A 20,616-nucleotide genomic window follows, 5' to 3' on the forward strand; every position below is an offset into this window, starting at 1 on the left:
TTCTAAAAGTCAGGTCTTAGTTGATATGGCAGAGAAAAAAATACGCTATGAAAAACTCGTTCATGTTTATCATAGCGAATTATATCGCTTTGCCTATTGGTTATGCCGCGATCCTAATATAGCCGAAGATCTCGTTCAAGAAACCTTCTTGCGAGCTTGGCGTTCACTTGATTCACTATTAGATCAAAAAGCAGCAAAGCCATGGCTATTGACGATACTTCGCCGTGAAAATGCACGGCGTTTTGAACGCAAACAATTTGATTATAGCGATGTTGAAAACGACACTATCGTCGATGAAAAGAGCATCACCCTAGATGACGAAATGGAACAAACCGTGATCCAACGTCATATCGCTAAGTTATCTGATGAATATAAAGAGCCGTTACTGCTTCAGGTAGTAATGGGTTGCTCTGGAGATGAGATTGCAGACATTTTAGATTTAAACAAAAACACGGTAATGACCCGGCTCTACCGTGCCAGAAACCAGTTAAAAGAGGCGTTAAGCCGTGATGATGAACAACTTAAAGGGGCATCAAAGTAATGGATGATCTCGAGTTTCGTCGCCGAGTAATCGCACAGCCAAGCAGCGAAGATCAAGATATTCTCGATTTTGCTGAGCAAGACCCTGAGCGACAAGAACTAATTGAGCAAATGCAAGAGTTTGACAATACATTAAACCAAGCACTGGATATTCCTGTGCCTGAAGGCTTAGCTGAGCGAATTATAGCAAATACAGAGCAATACGCTGATGAGCAGACTTCTGAACAAACCAGTGCAACTGATGAAGCCGTAGCTGATAAAACTGCGCAGAGTAATGTAATAGAAGCGGGCTCTCGCTTTAAGTTAGGTAAACTTCCTCTTGCGATGGCAGCTTCGTTGTTAGTCGCTGTCGGGGCGTTTTTCTTTAGTCACGAACAAAGTGTTAATTATGGTGCAGGAGAGCATGCACTTGCACATGTGTATCATGAGCTTGGCTCACTAGAAAAAACCAAAGAGATCAGCTTAGAGTACGTTAATGAGAAGTTTGCCAAGCTCGGCGGTGAACTCAAAGAACTGCCAGGCAAAGTAACGTACTTAATGTTTTGTGACTTTAAAGGGCAGCGTGGCTTGCACTTAGTGTTTGAGTCTGAGCATGGCCCGATGACTGTTTTTATCGTTCCTTCGCAAAAGCAATCATTTGGCGCTGGAGAAAGTGACTTTCGTGATGAGCGTTTTTCCGGACACATTGAACGTGGCTCGCAGGCTGATACTATTTTAGTTGCGAGCTTAGGCAGTCCTGTTGATCGCTATACAGGCAGAATAAACGACGCCATACGCTGGTTACATTAACCCCTAAGGTTGCCGCTGCTTTAGCGGCAACGTCTTAAATTTCAGCGGTTTGTATTAAATACCCACCTATCCCTATATCCCCAAACTATCTAGCTATTTAAAGCGCGTTAATTTTACTAGCTGCGGTAACACAGAAAAGTAAATCATTAATGCCATCAACATATACTGCCACCCCTGGTATTGCTCATTTAATAACACAACGGCGCAAATAATACCCGCAATTGGGTTAGCAATTGTACCAAAGGTAAATTCAACTACACTCATGCGCCCAAGCAGCCACACATATAGCGCATAAGCCAGTGCAGTATTGGGCAAAACTAACCAAAATAGTACAAACCATTGGCTTGGAGTGAATGCGTGCGTAAGAACCTGATAAGCCTGTGGCTCAATATAAAATGCTTGCACTAATGCCGCAATTGCTAACAGCGAGCCACCTAAAATCAATTGCCAAGTCAGCACTGTCCACCAATGGATGTGGGTGGTAATTTTCTGTACCAATGTACTGCCAACAACAATTGTCAGTAATGCCCCTATCAATGCAATAACCCCGAATAAGTTAAGTTCAACATGTTGTGGGTCGAATAATCGCCACGCTAAATACACTAAAGTGAGCGCGCACACTGACTGGAGTAACGCGGGTCGCTGCCCCTTAAACAACCAAGCATACAACAAAGCCACAACAGGTACTGATACCATACCCACGCCTGCAATGGCGGCTGGTAAATTAACCGCCATAACAAAGATAAAACTAAAAAATAAAGCGATATTAACCAAGGCTAATACAATTAAACCTCGCCACTGTCTTAATTGCGGCCAAGTCGGTTTGATCAATAGTAATAGTAAACCAGCTGGTAATGCTCGTATTGCGCCAAGTAAAATAGGCGGCCAATCCGGCGTTGCGTACTTAGTCACGGCATAGGTCGTACCCCATAAAAATGCTGGCAGCATAGCAAGTAGAATATTCATTTTATTCCTTTAAAAACAATAACAGACGCAAAGATAAAACCTAAAGTTAAGTTGAGGTCAATATACAAAAACAAAAAAGGTTGCCAATTTGGCAACCTTTTAAAACGAGGAGTAAAGTTAACTTACGCTTTACGCCACGTAGTTTTACCGGCAGAGTCTTCAAGTACCACACCTAAAGCGTTAAGTGCATCACGCGCTTCATCTGCAGCGGCCCAGTCTTTATTAGCCCGAGCCTCATTACGCTTAACAATTAACGCTTCGATTTGAGCAACTTCATCATCAGCTTGACCACCTTGTAAAAACGCTTCAGGAGCTTGCTGTGCAACGCCGAGTACCTCACCAATGCTACGTAAAATATACGCCAGTTTACCTGCTTGTGCTGCATCAGAGTCTTTAACACGGTTAAGCTCTTTAGCAAGCTCAAATAGCACAGGTAGTGCTTCTGGAGTATTAAAGTCATCATTCATGGCTGTTCTGAACTTAGCGACATACTCGTTACTTTCAAGCTCACAGGCGATAGGCTCAACACCACGAAGCGCAGTATAAATACGTTCAAGTGAAGAACGTGCTTGGTCTAGATTCTCTTGCGAGTAATTTAGCTGGCTACGGTAATGCCCTGAGATCAAAAAGTAACGTACTGACTCAGCATCGTACTCTTTAAGTACATCGCGTACAGTGAAAAAGTTATCTAATGATTTAGACATCTTTTCTTTATTTACCTGCACCATACCGGTGTGGATCCAAGTATTTACGTATTTACCATTATTGGCACAGCATGATTGTGCGATTTCGTTTTCATGGTGAGGAAACTGTAAGTCTGAACCACCGCCGTGAATATCAAAATGCTCGCCTAAATGCTTAGAGCTCATTGCCGAACATTCAATGTGCCAACCAGGGCGACCCTCACCCCAAGGTGACGACCATGATGGCTCACCTGCTTTGGCTTTTTTCCAAAGTACAAAATCTAACGGATCATCTTTATCTTGTGCCACTTCAACACGTGACCCGGCTTGCAGCATAGTTAAATCTTGTTGCGATAGCGCACCATATTGCTCAAATGTAGATACGTCAAACAAGACATCGCCATCCGCAGCGACATAGGCATGACCTTTTGCGATTAAGCGCTCAACCATTTCGATGATTTCATCCATATGACCGGTAACCGTTGGTTCAATATCTGGGCGCAACATATTTAAACTATCAAAGTCTTCATGCATAGCTTTGGTCATACGCACAGTTAGATCGTTAATCGCTTCGCCGTTCTCGTTCGCGCGCTTGATTATTTTATCATCGACATCGGTAATATTACGTACATACTTTAAGTTGTAGCCTAAATGGCGAAGATAACGCACGATCACGTCAAAACCAACAAAGGTACGAGCATGACCAATGTGACAGTAATCATAAATGGTGATACCACACACATACATGTCGATTTTGCCTTCGACCATAGGTTTAAATTGCTCTTTTTGACGCGTGAGTGTGTTGTAAATATTTACCATTTATTTTTAATCCTTGACTGTTTGCTTGATTGGCTATGTTACCACTTGAAAAGCCCCTGCTCTAGCGCTTTATCAAATCAATAAGCACTTTGTTAATCTTAGCTAACTAAGATAAAATAGCGCGAAATAAATCAGCTAATAGGAAACCTCATGGTTGTTCTACACACAAACTTTGGTGATATCACCATTAACATGCACAAAACCGAAGCGCCAAACACCGTTAAAAACTTTTTACAATATGCAAATGCAGGCTTTTACGACGGTACAATCTTTCACCGTGTAATTGATGGTTTTATGGTTCAAGGTGGTGGTTTTGAATCTGGCATGATTCAAAAAGAAGTACATGATCCTATTCAAAACGAAGCAAACAATGGCCTTTCAAATAAAAAAGGCACATTAGCAATGGCACGTACACCGGATCCACATTCAGCAACAGCACAGTTCTTCATTAACGTGAACGACAATGACTTCTTAAACTTTAGCAGCGAAACTTCACAAGGTTGGGGTTACTGCGTATTTGCAGAAGTTGTTGAAGGCATGGACGTAGTTGAGAAAATCAAAGCCGTTGCAACTGGTAGCTCAGGTTTTCATCAAGATGTACCACTTGATGATGTTATTATCAAAAGCGTAACTGTAAACTAAGTTAGGCTTACCCACGTAACGTGGCGTTTTAGCGGGTATTTATGCTATGCGTAAATGCCCGCTTTATTTATTTTTAAAAGACTTACCTATGACTCGCCAAACATACTTTATAGCCGATCTTCACCTCACTGAAAGCCGCCCTGATATAAGTGCTGCGTTTTACCACTTTTTAAACAAGCATATTGTGAAGAAAGATGTCGATGCGTTATATATTTTAGGTGACTTTTTTGAAGTCTGGGTAGGTGATGATTATGTCACGCCATTATCGAGTGAAGTCGCAAAACGGCTCAAGCAGGTCAGCGATAACGGCACGCCGGTGTTTTTTATTCATGGGAACCGTGACTTTATCATGCGTGAAGGCTACGCCAACAAAGCCGGTATGACTATACTCGATGAACAAACCGTGATTGATTTATATGGCACACCTACTGTCATTTTGCATGGCGATGAAATGTGCACCCAAGATATTGAGTATCAAAAATTTCGTAAAAAAGGCCGCGGTTGGTGGTGGCCACGTTTAATGCTAGCACTCCCCCTTTGGTATCGCCGAAGTGTTGCCAAAAAAGCACGCGAAAAATCCAAACAAAACCAAGCAGGCAAATCATTAGACATTCTTGATGTGACCGAAGAAGCAGTCCTTGACGTATTTGCTAAGCATCAAGTTACTAACATGATCCACGGCCATACCCACCGTCCTGATGTACACCATTATAATGTAGCTGCTAGCCAACTGACTCGCACCGTTTTAGGTGACTGGTACAACCAAGGCTCCTATCTCGTTGTGACTGAAAAACAACAAACGCTAATTAACGAGCCATTTGTAGGTAATGAATAATATTAATTAGTCTGGTAGTAAAAGGTATTATCAGCTAATTTTACAACATCATCGTATTCAAACCCTTGTAAATTTCGCTCACCGAGCACCGGCTTATAACTATTATCAGGACTAAAAACCACTCCCCACTGGTTATTACTAATACCCGAAACGATTATACGTAATAATGAATCGTCGCAGCGGTGTATCACACTCATGCCAGTTTTAAGCATAAGCTGACGAATAGCCAATGTTTGCTCTTCAATTTTATAATATGGGGTTCGTTCAATGGCACTAAAATACTGTTTAAAATCGGCTGATGGTACAAAACCAGCTTCAGCAGAAGGGGTATAATCAATTACGCTAGCTGGAGTATAAAAAGCATTATTTACACGATAAACATACTGGTCTAAAACGCTCACTAAATTTATCGTTGGATTTTCAGTAAAAAACGCCTCTATGGTATTTATATGAGCAATAAGTTCTCGCGCATATGCTAATCTCGGTTTTCTGCAGCTGCTTTGATGACACAAAACACGATTCGGTAAATCTGTTGTATAGCTTTGCTTTGTATCAAAAATAGCAGAACCCATTACACCCATATTAAAATTAGAGAAACTATTCTTATCTAAATCATCGCTAAACTTAGTTGCCTGTACATCCAATAAACCATAAGGAGAGGCTAATACACTTAAAAAGTTAGGATTGCCATTTTTTGGTAGCACATCAACAAGGTGCTCTATGAGCGCAAGGTATTCTTTATTTGATTCTGAATTAAAAAAGGCAGGAGCCCCTCCTTCAGTAGCCCAAACAGATACACTAAAAAGTGATAAAAACCCAATTAACTTCTTCATTAAATATCCATATAATTTTTATAATATTAGGGTCGAGTATAGCGCACTTACAAATTAGGTACACCCGAGTGGAACTTAAAATCAGTATCTGAAGTTATGATTAGCTCGCGTTCTTTTTCAGCAAAAAATGTCACTCGCTCCGTAATATCAAAACCTGCAATTTCTTGTGCCAATGTTAAGTAATCTTGGTAGTGGCGAGCTTCAGAGCGTAGCAATGAAATATAAAAATCACCTAAACGTTTATCTAAATGCGGTGCCAGTTTGGCAAAGCGTTCACACGATCGCGCTTCAATGTAAGCGCCTACTATAAGCTTATCGACCAATGCGTCTGGTTCATAGGTTTTAACATGCCTGAGCATGCCTTTTGCGTAACGACACGGCGTAATACTTTGATACTCAACACCGTACTCATCCATGATCTCGAGTACTTGATAAAAATGGTGCAGTTCTTCTTTTATCAGCATTACCATTTTATCAACCAAATCTTGCCCATAAGGGGAATCTGATTTAGGGATCACCGACTTATTCAGCTTATTTTTAGCCGCTAAATCTTGCCAATTACCTTCACGCTTATAAATGAGTGTTTCAAATGGTTTAAGCCACTCAAGCAATGCATCGCTACTTTGTTTATCAACCGCGTATTTGCGAATTAAGAACATCGCCGACTGCGCAGCCTTAAGCTCACATATCAAATGATCAATCAGTAAAACATTTAAGTTCTCTGGTTTTACTGCTTCATCTATCCATGCTTGTGGGGTTTCGCACTGAAGAAAATTATTGATTGGTTGTAAAAGTTCGCTGTAAGGCACGGTTTGAACTGCTTATATAAATGGTCTTATTGTCACTATTTTACCACGAAAATAACCAGAGAATAAAATAAAGCCAAACTTTAAACTAATGTCTAATAGCCCCTGCTAAAGAGCTGTTCCTTGACAAGCCCCAGCAACTGAACCATAACTTAATACAAGCTGTATAAAAATAAAACAGCAGACAACTTTTTTAAGGGGCACACACAATGATTTTAAACCATTTATGGGGCATATATGCTCATCCACTCGAAGAATGGCAAACCATAGATAACCGTCACGAGAGCTTAACCTATAGCTTATCGCATATTTTGCTGATAGCGTTGTTTCCCTCCGCTATGGGCTATTATTCATCTGTATACTTAGGTTGGAGTATTGGTACCGGCAACCCCGTATTTTTAACTCATGACAGTGCACTATTAATTGCCATCGCTATGTATGCAGCACTGATTGCAGGAGTTTTTGCACTGGCGTATTTAGCCCACTGGATGGCTGTCACGTTTGGCGCGAAACCAACCTTCACACAAACCCTAGAGCTCGCAGCATACACCTCTACACCGGTGTTTATGTCAGCACTAGCTGCATTTTTACCTGAGCTTTGGTTTGTTGTATGTGTCGGCATCGCGGCACTGGCCTATTCAGTGTATTTACTTTACACCGGCGTACCAATTTTAATGCATATCCCCCAAGAGCGCGGCTTTATATACGCAAGTTCAGTGGTGACATGCGGGCTTATTTTATTAGTTATTATTTTGGCAGTAACAGCAATGCTTTGGACTAATGGAATTGTTGATCCCACCTTTACTTAGATAATTTACAACAATTTGAGAGTTATATTGTGAGCATAGTACTGTTCTATTAATTTCTTCACAGATCTTACTTACTACATTGGGTCGGAGGGGTCATGTCACTCCTCTTATCCAAAAAATATTTTCACAGCTTACAGTTTTGATTAAATTTACTAAGTCAGATTTAGCTATTTAACTCCCCCTGTACCTACTTTGATTAATTCGTATTTCAAGGCGCGCAAAGCAAAAAAGCCGCCTCAAATGAGGCGGCTACTTAAAATAACAAGTTAATTAGGGGAAATAATGTTTAAGGGTTGGTTATTTCCCTTCTAGCAAGTTACCACTGCCAATTTCAATTTTGCGTGGCTTTAATGCTTCTGGTATTTCACGCTCAAGGTCAATACTCAACAAGCCGTTAGCTAAATCTGCGCCAAGTACTTTAACATGGTCGCCTAGCTGAAACTTACGCTCGAAATTACGTTCTGCAATTCCTTGATGAATAAATTTACGCTCTTGTGTTTCACCTTTCTCAGCTTTTTCGCCGGTTACCTTTAAGGTGTTGTTTTCAGACTCAATGGTCAGCTCATTGTCACTAAAACCAGCTACAGCCATAGTGATACGGTATTTGTCTTTATCGAGTGCTTCGATATTGTATGGAGGAAAACTTGGCTGCTTGTCTGTGCGAGCCGCGGCATCCATTAAAGATGCTAAATGATCGAAACCAATGAATGAACGATAAAGTGGTGATAAATCTACTGTACGCATAATAATATCCTCATATTTAAGCGATATTTTGCATGTGCTTTTCTTTTGAACAAGCGCAGGCAAAGTTAAATAAATAATATAAATTTCAATTACTTCTGTTTAGTTTGGGACCCATCAGGCGTCCTCACTAAACTATATATGGACGGTAAAATTGTTTTCAAGTAAAAAAATAAAAAAGTTTTAAAAAATAATGAGGGGCATACTATTCATATGCCCCACTGTTCTATTTATGGCGCGAATGTGCCACGAATTGGGTAGTCGTTTTCACGAATAAACTTAATGCCTGAAAGTAGCGCATTTAAATCAGGACGCGAAAATGGCGCGTTAGATTTATCAATGATCTGAATTTGATTGTCTTCATTCAGTACAAATATCGCAGGCTCTGAAAATGGGTGATTGGTTTCATTCTCATTACGAGGTTCACTAATGTATAAACCAAAATCAGTCATCTGCTCTAATGTAAGGCCAGTGTATAGTGGGAAGTTCACATCTAAGTCATTAAGGTGCTGCTGTAATTGTTCCTGACTATCGGCACTGACTGCTGCCAATTCAACGCCAGCGTCAGAAAAATCACTTTTCATTTTCGCTAATGCATTTAATTGCTTTGTACATAGCGGGCAATGCACACCACGGTAAACAACTATCATCTTCCAAGGTAATTCGGTTTGGCGCTGCGTTATATCAAAAGTCTTGCCATCAATATCCTTTGCTGTCAGTAAAGGCATCTTTTGTGCTGGCTGTATTGCGTTATTCATAATCATGATCTCCTTTGTAAGAATTAAAATCTAAACATCTTCATGGTTTCCATTAAAATAGCTTAGGGTTAAACTTAATAATTCAACCATGAAAATGTAATCGGCCTTGGAGATATGTTTGAAATTCATCCGCAGTACACTGATAAATATAAGTTTAGCCGCCGTGATATTTTTTCTCGTCAGCGCGTTTCAAGAACGTAATTTACTTAACACGGATCACAACCCTGCACCGTATTTTAATTTACCTGTACTAAAGAGTGTTGAACAACGTTTGAGTATTGCCGAGCTGAAAGGCAATAAAACTGTCATTTATTTTTTTGCCCCTTGGTGTACTGTTTGCAAATATAGTATGCCGAATTTAGAAGCTGCTATCGCGGGCACAGACATTAAAGCGATTGCTATCGCACTTGATTACACAAGCGAAGCTCAAGTCAATACGTTTGTAACCGATTTACAACTGACAATGCCAGTACTGCTTGGGAATAATCAAACCCAAACAAATTATAAAGTCTCTGCCTTTCCCACATACTACATAGTCAATGAAGAACTGAAAATTACTGCGCGCTCTATGGGTTATTCAAGCCAACTAGGTATTGCTTTACGAGCAATGTAACTTAAGTGTGCTTTAAATAACCAATCACGTATTAGTGTAAACTCACGATGGTATAAGTTTTTTATTCCAATCATATAAATAGAATTAACTAATCGATTTTCTGCACTTTTATTATTTTTTTAATTCGCTACTATGAACACACACTAAATCGAGGAGAGCGATATGTTAACTGTAATTTTTGGCCGTGAAGGCTGCCCATTTTGTGTTCGTGCAAAAGATGTTGCACAGAAACTAGCTGATGAACGCGATGATTTTAAATTTCGCTACATTGATATCATTAAAGAAGGGATCAGCAAAGCGGATCTAGAACAATCAGCTGGTAAGCCATGCCCGACTGTTCCACAAATTTTTGTTGACCAAGAACACATCGGCGGATTCACTGAATTTGAAGCTTACGCAAAAGAAAACTTAGGTCTTTATCAATAAGCTTTGTTTCTAACTTGTTAATCAGTTTGATTTGCGCAAAAATCAAACTGATTAAATTTCAACCAACATCAACCACATACAAATTAGTTGTAATTTATACAAGCAATTGCCTCGTATTTCCTATACAATGCGCGCCTCTTTAAATTCGTTGAGGCGTATTAATGTCAGAACCAGTCACGTTTGAATCTCTAAATCTTTCTCCTGCAATTTTAAAGGCAGTTGAAGAGTTGGGTTACAAGACACCATCTGAAATCCAAGCTCAATGTATACCGTTATTGCTAGAAAGAAAGGACGTACTGGGACTAGCGCAAACGGGTACAGGTAAAACAGCAGCATTTGCACTGCCATTACTTAATAATATTGACCCGTCTGTGAAACAGCCACAGATCCTTGTACTCACACCTACCCGTGAGCTTGCGATCCAAGTTGCTGAGGCATTCGAACAATATGCTAAACACACTCGTGGTGTTGAAGTGTTGGCACTTTATGGTGGCCAGAGCTACAGCATCCAATTAAGTGCACTTCGTCGTGGCGCGCAAATTATTGTCGCTACACCGGGTCGCTTAATCGATCACATTAACCGCGGTACTATCAAGTTTGATGCGCTACAAGCGCTAGTACTTGATGAAGCCGATGAAATGTTACGTATGGGCTTTATCGATGATGTTGAAAACATCATGGAAAAAACGCCGCGTGAAAAGCAAACATGTCTTTTCTCTGCGACTATGCCTAAGCAAATTCAAAATATCAGCAGCAAGTATATGAATAACCCTGAACAGGTTCATATTTCTGCACGTAACTCGACTGTATCTTCAGTTGAGCAAGTATTTTGGAATGCTCACGTACATAAAAACAAAGCCATCGTTCGCTTCTTAGAAGCTGAACAATACGAAGGTGCTATTGTTTTCGTACGTACACGTAACGATACAGTACAACTTGCTGAGTTATTAGAGCGCGAAGGTTTCTCTGCTGCGCCTCTTAACGGTGATATGAACCAGCAAGCCCGTGAACGTACTGTTGATCGCTTAAAAAGCGGCATGCTAAACGTTGTTATTGCAACAGACGTAGCAGCTCGTGGTCTAGATGTTGACCGCTTAAGCTTAGTTATCAACTACGATATTCCGCAAGATTCTGAAGCCTACGTTCACCGTATCGGCCGTACAGGTCGTGCTGGTCGTACTGGTAAAGCAATTTTATTCGTTAAGCATAACGAACGTTATTTACTTAAAAATATCATTCGTCATACTAAATCTGAAATTGCCCAAGTTGAACTACCAACAGCTAAAGTTGTTGAAGAAAAACGTATCAATGCATTACAAGAGAAGCTTACCCTTGCTCTTGAAAATAAAGATATCACTTTCTTCAATGAAGTTGCTGCTAGCATGGCACAAAAACTTGACCTTGCTCCTGAAGACTTAGCGGGTGCATTACTGTGTTTAGCACAGCAACAATCGCCAATCAAAGTTGAAGAAGTTAAGATTCAGCCACGTGAGCGCAATGAGCGTAATTCACGCAATGAACGTGGTGACCGTGGTCGTCGTAACGAACGTGGCGGTGAGCGCGCTGAGCGTAAACCTCGCGAGCGTAATAGCCGTGATGCAGGTCCTATGGATACTTACCGTATCGAAGTAGGTCGTGAGCATGGTGTTCAAGTTAAGAACATTGTGGGTGCAATCGCTAACGAAGCTGATATCTCAAGCAAGTTTATTGGTGACATTCGTCTTCACGACAGTCACAGTACGGTACAATTACCGCAAAACATGCCTAAAGATGTACTTGATCACTTCCAAAAGGTGTTTATTTGTAAACGCCCAATGGGTATGACATTGACTCAAGATCAAGGTCCAGCTGAGCCACGCGGCGAACGCTCTGAACGCCCTAGTGGTGACAGAAAGCGTAACTTTAACAAAGACAACCAACGCGGTGATAAGCGTGGCGGTCCTCGTAAAGAACGTCGTCCAGTGAGCTTTACTTCTAACTAAACACTGCGATTTAGATAGAAAGCTAAAAACCTCGTCATGTAAATGCCGAGGTTTTTTTGTGTTTGGAGTAAAGTGAATGAGAAGCGAGTTAGTGGGTTGGCGAGTTAGCAAGTTAGCAAGTTAGCAAGTTAGCGAGAAGTAAATTATAAACATGCCGTTAGGTAAACTTTATAATTAATGTATTTCAGTTAATGGCCTACTCTTCAATTTCAGCCTGCTTTAGCCAGACGTTACTAAATACTAAAAACAAAAAAACAAGTAATAGCACTACATTAGTGATAACTATAAAGTAAAACATCGGCGGGTTATCAGCTAAGGTATAATCACTTTTTCTGAATGAAGCAACGCCTAGTTGCCAAGCTGAGTATAGCTCTGAGGCGAAAAAGCAACTTAGCAGCGCCATAATGATCTTGCTAAAGATCAAGTTGTTGAGGTGTTTTTTTCGCTCCACTAAAGCAAGCTGCTGCGGATCATGCTTTTTAAATTCTATTTCTGCGCACAGCTTTTTATAGCGTAATGGAAACTGTGCTTTATCTATTATTTCTTGCGCTTCAAGTAGCTGTTGCAGCGTGTAATCTTTATAATTAGGTTTGATCATTACTGAATACGACTACAAATATAAGTAATAACTTTAAGATTCTACTTTTAACAACTCTACTTCAAATATTAGCAGTGATGCAGGTGGAATACTGCCAACACGCTTTTCGCCATACGCAAGCTGATGCGGGATATAAAAGGTGTATTTATCTCCTTCGCTCATCAATTGTAAGCTTTCAGTCCAGCCTTTAATTACTTGATGCAGGCCAAAGCTAATGGGGCTGTTTCGCTCAACAGAGCTGTCAAAAACACTGCCATCAAGTAAGGTACCGTGATAGTGAACGTTCACCATGCTAGTCGGGCTAGGTTTTACATCACTCCCACTGCTGTGCTCAATTTTATATTGTAGCCCTGAAGCAGTCTCAGTTATGCCTTCAACTTTACTATTGGTGGCTAAAAAATCACTGCCAAGCTGCGCATTGGCAAGGGCTTGTTGCTTAGCTTTTTTACTATTTTGAAAAATTAAATAGCAAAATATAGCAATGATGATTGCTAAAATAATATTAATCATGATTCTTCACTCTGTTGTTCTTTTTCGTCTTCGTCACTATCGCCATTTACGATATCGGCAATATTATTTAAGCGTGCTAAAGCAATGCCATTAACCGAGTCTTCAGGATAGTGGCCATCCACTAGCTCACCGGCGTCAATATCCATTAATGCGTTGAGGGCTTGATCTACCGTTTCAACGGCATAGATGTGGAACTTACCCAACTCAACCGCTGCGAGTATTTCATCATCTAATACCAAGTTAACTTGGTTAGATTTAGGCACAATCACCCCTTGCTGGCCGGTTAAACCACGCATTTTACATAGTTTAAAGAAGCCTTCTATTTTTTCGTTTACACCACCAATGGCTTGTACATCGCCATGTTGGTTTATTGAGCCTGTCAGCGCAATTGACTGGCTGATTGGTAAATTAGTAATTGCTGAGATCAAGGCACATAACTCAGCCAGTGACGCGCTATCACCATCTATGTAGCCATAACTTTGCTCGATAGCGATATTCGCACTGAGGGTTAAACTAAATTGCTGGGCGTATTTATTACCCAAATAACCCGTTAATAACATCACACCTTTAGAGTGAATTGCTTTACCGAGCTCGGCTTCACGCTCTACGTCAATCACGCCATCAGCACCTGCGTACACTGTGGCAGTAATACGGGCAGGCGTACCAAATGATGTATCACCAATGTGCAATACCGTTAAGCCATTCACTTTACCAACCGCTTGGCCATCAGTGGCGATTAAGGTGTGCCCTTCTTTGATATCGCTGAGCATGTTTTCACTAATTTGCCCAGTGCGATACTGCTTACCTTCGATGGCTTCATCAATATGATGAGCGTCAATTAAACTTAAGTTATCTTGTTTAGTGTAAAAGCTTGCCTCTGCCACCAGCTCCAGTACATCAGCAAAACGCGCTGATAATTTATTATGGTGCTCTGCTTGGCGATAACTAAATTTAAGTAACCGCGCCATGGCAGCTTCGGTTAAACTGCACTTGAGTGTATTTTGGCAATACTCGATTACTTTAGTTATAAACTGATACTGCAATTTATCGCTGCTTGGTAAATAGTAATCAAAATCGGCCAGTACTCTAAACAACTCGGCAAATTCTTCATCGTACTCACCAATGGTGTAATACAAATCACGTGAGCCCAATAGAATAATTTTTACATCAAGTGGGATCAATTGTGGGCGCAGGGTAAAACTACTGCCCACTGCGCTATCTTGGTAAGGTAGATCATTTTTAATTTGATGAGTTTTAAGCGAAAGTTTTAAGCCGTCCCATACTTGCGGGTTGGCCATGACTTTTTCGGCATCCATGATCAAATAGCCGCCATTAGCACGATGTAATGCACCAGGTTGTATTGAGCGATAACTGGTGATTAATGAACCCTGTGAGGCTGCGTATTCAATTTTACCAAAAATGTTACCAAACGTTGGGTTTGGCTCATAAACAACAGGCGCGGCATCTCCCTCTTTAAACTCAACTAAGATATTAGGCGCAAAAAAGTCTGTTAGCATACCTTTGCTGTCAAAATCTTCTTTATTTTCTTCGCTCTCATCTTCATCATCAAGCCACTCAAGCACTGCATCGATAATTTCAACACGGATATCTTTTAAGTAACGCAGTACGCCAATATGAGCAGCGTATTTGTGCTCTAAATCTTTCAAAAGGGGCTTAGTAGCAAGCTCAGCTGTGGATTTTTTTAAATTACGTAGTTTTTCCGATGACTCTCGCTTCCAACGCGGTAACTCTATTAATGCTTCAATCAATGCATCTTCTAGTTTTTCGATAACTTCGTAAAACTGTTCACGTAGTTCATCATCGAGAGCTGCAAATTCGGCATCGCTTAATTGCTTGCCATTCACTAAAGGAGCAAACCCCACTACGCTTTTTTCTTCAATTAAAGCAACACTCTGCTCAAGTGCAGTCATTTCAACTTCGGTGATTGCCGCGTCATAAGCATCGTTAAATTCACGATCTATTTTTTTCTTTTTACGCTGGTAGGCAGGGTTATCAAATGCCGCCGGAAAGGTATCTAGTACTTCATCAATAAATGAATCAATATCATCAGCTAATTGCTTGCTTTGCCCTGCCTGTAAAAACATCGCAATGGGCTCACGGTGATCATCGTAATTATTAACATATAACCACTCTTTTGGCGTAGGCCGACCTTTACTGTGTGCCTCTAATTTATCTTTTACTAAGGTAAAACGACCATGGGCAGCTTCACCCATCACATAAACATTATAACCAGGTAGTTCCATACCCAGCGAGAAATCCAGCGCGCTTTGTGCACGCTGTTGACCAATAAAGGTCAGTGTTTCAGGGTATGGATTATTCATGCAGGTTTGCACATGATTAAACGAGATTGTCGGCGCCAAGGCAGACACAGGTAAAGGCAACAGTTTTTTCGTCATTCTAACTTCTTTTTGTATCAGCTAATTTGCTGATTTATTTAAGTGTGCGCAGCGCATGAACGCTGCACACCATTTTACGGTTGTAATGCCCGACGGCTAAAGTAGATACCGTTACACTGTGAACAAGCTCTAATTTGCGCGGCATGATAAATATCATAACTATGATTGCAATTCTTACATACTAATGTGCCCATGGCTATCCATTCACCTTGGTGATAAACACCATTATGTTTAAAATCTTGATTTAAAGCCTGCCATTCTAACTGAGTTTTATCTTCAATGTGGGATAGCTCATACCATAAAGACTCTTTAAGCTCTTGCCATGCAAGCGAATTGTAGTGTTTATCGTGCTCTTGAATATGCTCAATATCGCGCTTTAAGTAATTTCGATACAGCTCAAGTTTTTCTTGGCCTAAGTTTTTTAGCGCTTGCTCTGATTCGACAAATTTGTCTATCGCGTCCTTTAGTTCATGATCTTTTACATCTTTAAGCCAGTCGGTTAAATCGTTTAACCAAGTTTTGTAATCAGCCATTTTATACTCCTTCAAAACTGCGTTATATCAGTATTCAACTTACTAGAGTATAGGTTAACCTGCCCTGAAAACTAATTTAGTCATGATTTTATAAAATCCGTTTATTTGCCGCTGTGATTAGCGTTTATTTTGGGGTATCCTATTCGACAATTTTTTATTAGTTTGCAAGAAGTCTGGAATCGTAGATGCAAGAGCAATATAACCCGCAAGACATAGAGTCAAAAGTCCAATCCTACTGGGAAGAAAACCAAGTATTTAAAGCCACTGAAGACGAGAGCAAAGAAAAGTATTACTGCCTTTCTATGTTCCCATACCCAAGTGGTCGACTACATATGGGTCATGTGCGTAATTACACAATTGGTGATGTTGTTTCTCGTTTCCAACGCTTGCAAGGCAAAAACGTTATGCAGCCTATGGGTTGGGATGCGTTTGGTCTACCTGCAGAAAATGCGGCAATTAAAAATAAAACAGCCCCTGCAAAGTGGACCTACGAGAACATCGATTACATGCGTACCCAGCTTAAGCAATTAGGTTTTGGCTATGACTGGGATCGTGAAATCGCAACCTGTCACCCTGACTATTATAAATGGGAACAATGGTTTTTCACTAAGCTGTACGAAAAAGGTTTAGTGTACAAAAAAATGTCAACGGTAAACTGGGATCCTGTGGATCAAACAGTATTGGCAAACGAACAAGTTATTGATGGTCGCGGTTGGCGCTCAGGTGCTGTGGTTGAGCAAAAAGAAATTCCGCAGTGGTTTATTAAAATTACTGACTACGCACAAGAGCTACTTGACGACTTAGACAAACTAGAAGATTGGCCTGAGCAAGTTAAAACCATGCAACGTAACTGGATTGGCCGCTCTGAAGGGCTAGATATCGAGTTTACGCGCACAGATAACAACGAAAAATTTAGCGTTTACACAACCCGCCCAGACACTTTTATGGGTGTAACCTACCTTGCGGTTGCTGGTGCACACCCTATTGCCCAAGAAGCAGCTAAAAATAGCGACGCTGTAGCAATGTTTGTTGAAGAGTGTAAAAACACCAAAGTTGCCGAAGCAGATATGGCAACCATGGAAAAGAAAGGTATCGCAACCGGCTTTTTTGCAACGCACCCGCTTACTGGTGAGCAAGTACCAATTTGGGTTGCTAACTTTGTACTTATGCATTACGGCTCTGGTGCTGTTATGGCCGTGCCAGCACACGACCAACGTGATTATGAATTCGCGACAGCCTATGGCCTAAATATTAAACAAGTTATCGCACCTGTTGCGGACTCTGAACTTGAAGTAAACCTTGAGCAAGAGGCCTACACTGAAAAAGGCGTATTAGTAAACTCAGGTGAGTTTGATGGCCTTGACTTTGACGCTGCATTTAACGCAGTTGCCGATAAGCTTGAAGCACTTGGCGTCGGTGAGCGTAAAGTAAACTTCCGCTTACGTGACTGGGGTGTAAGCCGCCAGCGTTATTGGGGCTCACCAATCCCTATGCTTAGCGACGAAGACGGTAAAGAACTTGCAGCCAGTGAAGATATGCTGCCTGTACGCTTACCTGAAGACGTGGTTATGAATGGTGTCACCTCACCTATCAAAGCAGATCCGCAGTGGGCAAAAACCACTGTTAATGGCGCACCTGCATTTCACGAAACAGACACCTTTGATACCTTTATGGAATCATCTTGGTATTACGCGCGCTACTGTAGCCCGCGCCATGATGAAGGCATGTTAGACCCTGCGGCGGCAAATTACTGGCTACCGGTAAATCAATACATAGGTGGTATTGAGCACGCCATTTTACATTTATTGTACTCGCGCTTTTTCCATAAATTATTACGCGACTTTGGTTTAGTAAACTCAGATGAGCCATTTGACCGTCTACTTTGTCAAGGTATGGTACTCGCTGAGACTTTCTATCGTAAAGATGAGAAAGGCGGCGATGTATGGATTTCACCAAGCGACGTAGAAACTGAAACAGACGACAAAGGCCGTGTAACCAAAGCGTGGCATAAAGACGACGGCGAGCCTGTGTTCTCATCGGGCATGAGCAAAATGTCAAAGTCGAAAAATAACGGTATCGACCCACAACAAGTTATCGCTCAATACGGTGCCGATACAGTACGCTTATTTATGATGTTTACTGCACCACCAGAGCAAACCCTTGAGTGGTCTGATTCAGGTGTTGAAGGTGCACATCGTTTCATTAAACGTATTTGGAAATACGCCGTTGACGTAAACACCGTAGGCTACCAAGCACTTGATAAATCAGCGCTAACCAACCCGCAAAAAGTTTTACGTCGTGAACTTCACAAAGCGATTGCAAAAGTAACTGATGATATTGAACGTCGCCAAACATTCAATACTGCGATTGCAGCTATCATGGAAATCTCAAACAAATTGTTAAAAGCGCCACTGGCTGATAAACAAGATGTTGCGATTGCTAACGAAGCACTAGAAGCCCTATTGATCATGCTTGCGCCAATCACACCGCATTTATCACATCAGTTGTGGCAAGAGCTTGGTAAAGAAGGTGACATTCTTAATGCTGCTTGGCCAACTGTTGACGAGTCTGCGTTGGTTGAAGATGAGAAACTTATTATTGTTCAAGTTAATGGTAAGCTACGTGCCAAACTAACGGTGGCTGCTGATGCAACGAAAGAGCAAGTAGAAGAGCTTGCGTTTGCTGAAGCGAATGTTACTAAATTTACTGACGGCGTAACCATCCGCAAGGTAATTTACGTACCGGGTAAACTACTTAACATAGTTGCTAACTAATATGGCATCACTTAATGCCTTTAAAAACGGACTAGCCTTAGTGCTAGTCTGTTTTTTATTAACCAGTTGCGGCTTTCACTTAAAAAAAGCATCACGTTTACCGGATGACTTAAAAATCATTACGCTTAGCGGTGATGATGAAAAGTCCGCCTTATTTGCTATGCTCGAAAAAGAGCTGCGCTTAAGTGAAGTGGAAACCTTATCATCGGTGCAAAAAAATGTAGCACAGCTGTATTTATCTAAAGACCGGTTAGAACGCCAGATTTTGTCGTTATTCAAAAACGGTCAAGTGGCTGAATACGAGCTAGCATACAGCGTGGCTTATACGTTAAAACGCCCAGGTGAAGAACCAATTGAGCAAAGCTTTGAGCTGTACAGAAATTACCAAGACGATCCTGATAACGCCCTAGCCAAAGCAAAAGAGTTAGATTTACTGCTTAATGAAATTCGTATGCAGGCAAGTCGTCGCATCGTACGAGAGCTCTCACAACTATAATGCGCTGTTACGCTAATCAACTCCCCAATGAATTAAAAAAGGCGCTCCAGCCCTTCTATTTAGTGTTTGGCGAAGAGCCTTTTCAAATAGCGCAATGCGCGCAACAAATCCGTACTTGCGCTAAGCAGAAGGGGTTTGACGAAGTCATAAAATTTACTTTAATGCCCGGCTTTGATTGGCAAGAGCTCATAGCACAATACCAAAGTATGTCTTTATTTAGTGCGCGTACCTTAATAGAGCTTGATCTTAACGGTCAAAAACCAGGCACTGTTGGCAGCCAAACATTTAAAAAACTCGTTGAGCTAAATAACCCAGACACCCTGTTAATTGTCACAGGTGCTAAAGCAAGCCAAGATATTCAACGCAGTGCTTGGTTTAAAGCGCTGGATAAACATGGGGTGTTTGTGCCTTGTTACCCGTTGTCGGGGAGTCATTTACAACGTTGGTTAGATGAGCAATGCGCACGCTTAGCCATCAACATGCAAAACGATGCTAAACGCACCTTGATTGATGCAACCGAAGGTAATTTACTGGCATGCTTTCAAGAGCTAGAAAAACTCTCGCTGCTGCATGGTAATGCGTTAATTGATCAACAATTAGTGCTGCAAGGCCTGCTAAATCAAGCCAAGTTCGATATTTTCGATTTAAGCGAAGCATTATTACACGGCAATAGCCGCCAAGCGATCAAAGTACTGACGAAACTTGCCGCTGATAATACCGAAGCGGTCAGTATTTTATGGGCTATCAATAAAGAAGCGAATACCTTGTTGAGCCTGCAATTAGGGTTACAACAAGGTGAAAGCTTGGCTGCTTTATTTAAACAAAAAGCAATTTGGAAAAACCAACAAGGGCCAATTAGTCAGGCGCTTAATCGCTTAACAGTAGACACGCTTGAACATATCATTAGCTTACTAGCGCAATTTGATGCCAGCTACAAGCAAGGTAACTTAATTAAGCCTTATCAAGCTCTGGCGCATATATGTTTGGTTTTTTGCCAACCAGTTGCTGTCGCACTCCCTGCCCACCCGCTCGACTCATAATAAGGA

21 protein-coding genes are annotated in these 20,616 nt (G+C 41.1%); 11 read left to right on the forward strand and 10 right to left on the reverse strand.

Going from position 1 to position 20,616, the window contains the following annotated elements; translation table 11 throughout:
* The first annotated feature begins 25 nt into the window (after window positions 1-25).
* Entirely contained in the window at window positions 26-541 is a 516-nt protein-coding gene (locus tag NQT69_RS07070) for a sigma-70 family RNA polymerase sigma factor (RefSeq protein WP_372822937.1), read from the forward strand.
* Window positions 541-1,329, forward strand: a complete 789-nt coding sequence (locus NQT69_RS07075; protein WP_256826960.1) for a DUF3379 family protein — start codon at window positions 541-543, stop codon at window positions 1,327-1,329. Before NQT69_RS07070 ends, NQT69_RS07075 begins: the two co-directional genes overlap by 1 nt.
* Before the next feature lie 93 nt (window positions 1,330-1,422).
* Here the strand turns inward: NQT69_RS07075 and NQT69_RS07080 are convergent, their stop codons facing one another.
* Entirely contained in the window at window positions 1,423-2,295 is an 873-nt protein-coding gene (locus NQT69_RS07080; protein ID WP_256826961.1) for a DMT family transporter, read from the reverse strand.
* 122 nt (window positions 2,296-2,417) lie between these two features.
* On the reverse strand, window positions 2,418-3,797 hold the full coding sequence (cysS, locus tag NQT69_RS07085; RefSeq protein WP_256826962.1) for a cysteine--tRNA ligase: 1,380 nt from the start codon (window positions 3,795-3,797) through the stop codon (window positions 2,418-2,420).
* A 150-nt stretch (window positions 3,798-3,947) separates the two neighbouring features.
* Between cysS and NQT69_RS07090 the strand changes: the two genes are divergently transcribed.
* Window positions 3,948-4,439, forward strand: coding sequence for a peptidylprolyl isomerase (locus NQT69_RS07090; protein ID WP_256826963.1), 492 nt, complete (start codon window positions 3,948-3,950; stop codon window positions 4,437-4,439).
* Window positions 4,440-4,527: 88 nt separating this feature from the next.
* Window positions 4,528-5,274 carry a UDP-2,3-diacylglucosamine diphosphatase gene (locus NQT69_RS07095; RefSeq protein ID WP_256827427.1) on the forward strand — a complete coding sequence of 249 codons (747 nt, stop codon included), beginning with the start codon at window positions 4,528-4,530 and terminating at the stop codon, window positions 5,272-5,274.
* A 2-nt stretch (window positions 5,275-5,276) separates the two neighbouring features.
* Here the strand turns inward: NQT69_RS07095 and NQT69_RS07100 are convergent, their stop codons facing one another.
* Complete coding sequence (locus NQT69_RS07100; protein WP_256826964.1) at window positions 5,277-6,107, reverse strand: hypothetical protein; 831 nt, start codon at window positions 6,105-6,107, stop codon at window positions 5,277-5,279.
* A 47-nt stretch (window positions 6,108-6,154) separates the two neighbouring features.
* The gene (miaE, locus tag NQT69_RS07105) at window positions 6,155-6,916 is read right to left on the reverse strand and encodes a tRNA isopentenyl-2-thiomethyl-A-37 hydroxylase MiaE (RefSeq protein WP_256826965.1); all 762 of its coding nucleotides are present in this window, start codon (window positions 6,914-6,916) and stop codon (window positions 6,155-6,157) included.
* 206 nt (window positions 6,917-7,122) lie between these two features.
* Between miaE and NQT69_RS07110 the strand changes: the two genes are divergently transcribed.
* Window positions 7,123-7,722, forward strand: a complete 600-nt coding sequence (locus NQT69_RS07110; protein WP_256826966.1) for a Yip1 family protein — start codon at window positions 7,123-7,125, stop codon at window positions 7,720-7,722.
* Between the two features lie 297 nt (window positions 7,723-8,019).
* Here the strand turns inward: NQT69_RS07110 and NQT69_RS07115 are convergent, their stop codons facing one another.
* On the reverse strand, window positions 8,020-8,466 hold the full coding sequence (locus tag NQT69_RS07115; protein WP_256826967.1) for an Hsp20 family protein: 447 nt from the start codon (window positions 8,464-8,466) through the stop codon (window positions 8,020-8,022).
* Window positions 8,467-8,693: 227 nt separating this feature from the next.
* On the reverse strand, window positions 8,694-9,221 hold the full coding sequence (locus tag NQT69_RS07120) for a peroxiredoxin-like family protein (protein WP_256826968.1): 528 nt from the start codon (window positions 9,219-9,221) through the stop codon (window positions 8,694-8,696).
* A gap of 118 nt (window positions 9,222-9,339) precedes the next feature.
* Between NQT69_RS07120 and NQT69_RS07125 the strand changes: the two genes are divergently transcribed.
* The 3 genes from NQT69_RS07125 to NQT69_RS07135 all read left to right on the forward strand — a co-directional run bounded on the left by NQT69_RS07125 (window position 9,340) and on the right by NQT69_RS07135 (window position 12,242).
* Window positions 9,340-9,834: a TlpA family protein disulfide reductase gene (locus NQT69_RS07125; RefSeq protein ID WP_256826969.1), complete on the forward strand. Its 495-nt coding sequence runs from the start codon at window positions 9,340-9,342 to the stop codon at window positions 9,832-9,834.
* A 162-nt stretch (window positions 9,835-9,996) separates the two neighbouring features.
* A complete protein-coding gene (locus NQT69_RS07130) occupies window positions 9,997-10,260 on the forward strand; it encodes a GrxA family glutaredoxin (RefSeq protein WP_256826970.1) in 264 nt (87 codons plus the stop codon).
* A gap of 161 nt (window positions 10,261-10,421) precedes the next feature.
* Window positions 10,422-12,242: a DEAD/DEAH box helicase gene (locus tag NQT69_RS07135; RefSeq protein WP_256826971.1), complete on the forward strand. Its 1,821-nt coding sequence runs from the start codon at window positions 10,422-10,424 to the stop codon at window positions 12,240-12,242.
* A gap of 196 nt (window positions 12,243-12,438) precedes the next feature.
* Here NQT69_RS07135 and NQT69_RS07140 read toward each other — a convergent pair whose 3' ends face one another.
* From NQT69_RS07140 to NQT69_RS07155, 4 genes are all read right to left on the reverse strand, one after another.
* A complete protein-coding gene (locus NQT69_RS07140) occupies window positions 12,439-12,840 on the reverse strand; it encodes a hypothetical protein (protein WP_256826972.1) in 402 nt (133 codons plus the stop codon).
* A gap of 33 nt (window positions 12,841-12,873) precedes the next feature.
* Window positions 12,874-13,350 (reverse strand): FKBP-type peptidyl-prolyl cis-trans isomerase, encoded by a 477-nt coding sequence (locus NQT69_RS07145; protein ID WP_256826973.1) that lies wholly within the window; start codon window positions 13,348-13,350, stop codon window positions 12,874-12,876.
* Window positions 13,347-15,767 carry a Lon protease family protein gene (locus NQT69_RS07150; protein ID WP_256826974.1) on the reverse strand — a complete coding sequence of 807 codons (2,421 nt, stop codon included), beginning with the start codon at window positions 15,765-15,767 and terminating at the stop codon, window positions 13,347-13,349. Before NQT69_RS07150 ends, NQT69_RS07145 begins: the two co-directional genes overlap by 4 nt.
* Before the next feature lie 74 nt (window positions 15,768-15,841).
* A complete protein-coding gene (locus NQT69_RS07155) occupies window positions 15,842-16,300 on the reverse strand; it encodes a zinc ribbon-containing protein (protein ID WP_256826975.1) in 459 nt (152 codons plus the stop codon).
* 185 nt (window positions 16,301-16,485) lie between these two features.
* Here NQT69_RS07155 and leuS point away from each other — a divergent pair, with 185 nt between their 5' ends.
* The 3 genes from leuS to holA are packed head-to-tail and all read left to right on the forward strand — an operon-like array spanning window position 16,486 to window position 20,610.
* Window positions 16,486-19,074: a leucine--tRNA ligase gene (gene leuS, locus NQT69_RS07160; RefSeq protein WP_256826976.1), complete on the forward strand. Its 2,589-nt coding sequence runs from the start codon at window positions 16,486-16,488 to the stop codon at window positions 19,072-19,074.
* Between the two features lies 1 nt (window position 19,075).
* Window positions 19,076-19,570 (forward strand): LPS-assembly lipoprotein LptE, encoded by a 495-nt coding sequence (locus NQT69_RS07165; RefSeq protein ID WP_256826977.1) that lies wholly within the window; start codon window positions 19,076-19,078, stop codon window positions 19,568-19,570.
* Window positions 19,570-20,610, forward strand: a complete 1,041-nt coding sequence (gene holA / locus NQT69_RS07170; protein WP_256826978.1) for a DNA polymerase III subunit delta — start codon at window positions 19,570-19,572, stop codon at window positions 20,608-20,610. Before NQT69_RS07165 ends, holA begins: the two co-directional genes overlap by 1 nt.
* The last annotated feature ends 6 nt before the right edge of the window (window positions 20,611-20,616 follow it).

The organism is Pseudoalteromonas shioyasakiensis (assembly GCF_024518675.1).
Classification (GTDB): domain Bacteria; phylum Pseudomonadota; class Gammaproteobacteria; order Enterobacterales; family Alteromonadaceae; genus Pseudoalteromonas; species Pseudoalteromonas shioyasakiensis_B.